Source organism: Streptomyces sp. KR55 (genome assembly GCF_052245645.1).
In the GTDB taxonomy this organism is placed as follows: domain Bacteria; phylum Actinomycetota; class Actinomycetes; order Streptomycetales; family Streptomycetaceae; genus Streptomyces; species Streptomyces flavusporus.
This window is the reverse complement of sequence record NZ_JBQQCE010000756.1, coordinates 1-2,898: the sequence shown is the minus strand read 5'-3', so window position 1 is coordinate 2,898 and position 2,898 is coordinate 1. Positions and strand designations below refer to the sequence as shown.

General features: G+C 73.2%; 2 protein-coding genes. Both read right to left on the bottom strand.

Features of this window, described 5'->3' with window-relative positions; all coding sequences use genetic code 11:
• A partial coding sequence (locus ACTWQJ_RS49565; RefSeq protein WP_443312916.1) for a pyruvate carboxylase occupies nt 1-1,884 on the bottom strand: 1,884 nt, incomplete at its 3' end.
• Between the two features lie 120 nt (nt 1,885-2,004).
• Nucleotides 2,005-2,898 (bottom strand): hypothetical protein (locus ACTWQJ_RS49560; RefSeq protein WP_443312915.1); only part of this gene is annotated, 894 nt, incomplete at its 5' end.

Sequence of the window (2,898 nt, the reverse complement as noted above, 5' to 3'; positions counted from 1 at the left end):
CGCGGCCTCCTGCGCGAAGGCGTCGGTCACCTCGGTCGGGTACGGCGTGTAGCCCACGGTGTTGCGGCCGCGCAGCAGCATCTGCAGGCAGATGTTCGGAACGGCCTCGCGCAGTGCGGCCAGCCGCTCCCACGGGTCCTCGGCGAGGAAGCGCAACGCGACGTCGTAGGTGGCGCCGCCCCAGCACTCCAGGGACAGCAGCTGCGGCAGGGTGCGGGCCACCACCGGGGCCACGGCGAGCATGTCCTTGGTGCGGACCCGGGTGGCCAGCAGCGACTGGTGGGCGTCGCGGAAGGTGGTGTCGGTGACGCCGATCGTCGGCGAGGTGCGCAGCCACCCGGCGAAACCTTCCGGACCGAGCTCGACGAGCCGCTGCCGCGACCCTGCCGGCGGTTCGATCCCGGGCAGGGGCGGCAACTTGGTGGCCGGGTCGATCACCTCGGGCCGCTCGCCGTGGGGCTTGTTCACCGTGACGTCGGCGAGGTAGGTGAGCAGCTTCGTGCCGCGGTCGGCGGAGTGGCGTGCGGTGAGCAGGTGCGGCCGCTGCTCGATGAACGAGGTGGTGACCTGTCCGGCCCGGAAGTCCGGGTCGTCCAGCACGGCCTGCAGGAACGGGATGTTCGTGGCCACACCGCGGATGCGGAACTCGGCGACGGCACGCCGGGCGCGCCCGATCGCCGTGCTGAAGTCCCGGCCCCGGCAGGTGAGCTTGACCAGCATGGAGTCGAAGTGCGCGCTGATCTCCGTACCGGCGTGGGTGGTACCGCCGTCCAGCCGGATGCCCGCGCCGCCGGGCGAGCGGTAGGCGCTGATCCGGCCGGTGTCGGGGCGGAACCCGTTGGCCGGGTCCTCGGTGGTGATACGGCACTGCAGTGCGGCACCCCGCAGGGTGACGGTCTCCTGCGCGAGGCCGAGGTCGGCCAGCGTCTCGCCGGCGGCGATCCGCAGCTGTGCCTGGACGAGGTCGACGTCGGTGACCTCCTCGGTCACCGTGTGCTCGACCTGGATGCGCGGGTTCATCTCGATGAAGACGTGGTTCCCGTCGGGGTCGAGCAGGAACTCCACGGTGCCGGCGTTGCGGTAGCCGATCTGCCGGGCGAACCTCACGGCGTCGGCGCAGATCCGCTCGCGCAGCGCGGGGTCGAGGTTCGGCGCGGGCGCCAGCTCGATCACCTTCTGGTGGCGGCGCTGCACCGAGCAGTCGCGCTCGAACAGGTGGATGACGTTGCCGTCCCCGTCGGCGAGGATCTGCACCTCGATGTGGCGGGGGTCGACGACGGCCTTCTCCAGGAAGACGGTCGGGTCGCCGAACGCGGACGCCGCCTCACGCGCCGCCGCCTCGATGGACTCGCGCAGCAGGGCGGGGTCCTCGACGCGCCGCATGCCGCGTCCGCCTCCCCCGGCGACCGCCTTGACGAACACCGGGAAGCCGATGCCCTCGGCTGCTCGGACCAGTTCGTCCACGTCGGTGGAGGGCGCCGAGGAGCCCAGCACCGGTACGCCGGCCTCGCGGGCGGCGGCCACCGCGCGTGCCTTGTTCCCGGTCAGTTCGAGGGTCGCCGCGGTCGGGCCGACGAAGGTGATGCCGGCCTCCTCGCAGGCCCGCGCCAGGTCCGGGTTCTCCGACAGGAACCCGTAGCCCGGGTACACGGCGTCCGCTCCCGCCCGGCGCGCCGCACGCACGATCTCCTCGACGGAGAGATAGGCCCGCACCGGATGTCCCGGCTCACCGATCTCGTAGGCCTCGTCGGCCTTCAGCCGATGCAGCGAGTTGCGGTCCTCGTGCGGGAAGACGGCGACGGTTCTCGCGCCCAGCTCATAGCCGGCACGGAACGCACGAATCGCGATCTCACCGCGGTTCGCGACCAGCACCTTGCGGAACATGCGTGATCCCTTCAGCCTGCCGGTGACGCGCTCTATGGTGTCGGCGACGCCTCCGCCGCGCCATGTGAGCCGGGCCACTCACGCGGCTGCCGCCGGCTTGCGGAGCGTTCGACGCGTCGGTCACCGATGCTGTGGGGTGAGCCGTTCGACCTGGCCGGCGGCTGCTTCGGCTCGGCGTCTGGCCTCACGGACCCGGCGCTCGACGAACCGCACTCGTTCATGCGCCCGGCGCGTGGCGGCACGGGCCTGCCGGTGCTCCTCCTCGGCGCGTTCCAGCTCCTCGGCGAGCTCGTTCACGCGCTGCCGGGCGTGGTCCGCCTGGCTCGTGGCCTCGTTCGCCTCGTGGCCGGCCGCTGCCGCGTCCTTCTCGGCAGCCCGCAGCTCCCGTTCCGCCGTCTCGGCTTCCTGCCGGGCCTCCGCCAGCCGGCTGCGCCGCCGTTCGTCCGCTCCTTCACGCTCACGCCGGGCAGCAGGCGGGGGCTCCGGGGCGGGCGACAGGGCAGCCGCGCGTCGTACGGCGCCCTGGTCGGCGACGGGGAAGCCGACGGCGGCGGTCAACGGCTTGACCAGCCGACCGCTCGCCCACTCTTCGGCGGCCTTCGGGTCGGCGAGAACGGCGTGCAGGGTGCTTTCGATCTCCCGTTGGGCGCCCTCGCCGATGGGGCGACCGTGCTCGGCGGCGAGGTGTCCGGCCTGCCGGGACAGCGCGCTGATCAGAACACGCTGCCGGCGGCTCAGCTCGCGCAGCTGCGCACCGTCCAGCTCCTGGTGTGCCCGGCGCAGCCCCTCCCCGAGCCGGAGCAGCGGCTCCACCTCGCCGGGCTGCTCACGGACCAGGAGATTGCTCGCCCACGCCGACAGGCTGGGGCGGCGCAGCCCGGCGATCTTCTCCGCGAGGGCGCGGTCACCGGCCTTCCGGGCTGCCGCCGCGCGGGCGTCGCGGGCGGCGACGAAGTCCTCCGGCCGCAGCCCGTACAGCTCGTCGGCGACAGCGTCCAGGTCCACCGGCTTCCT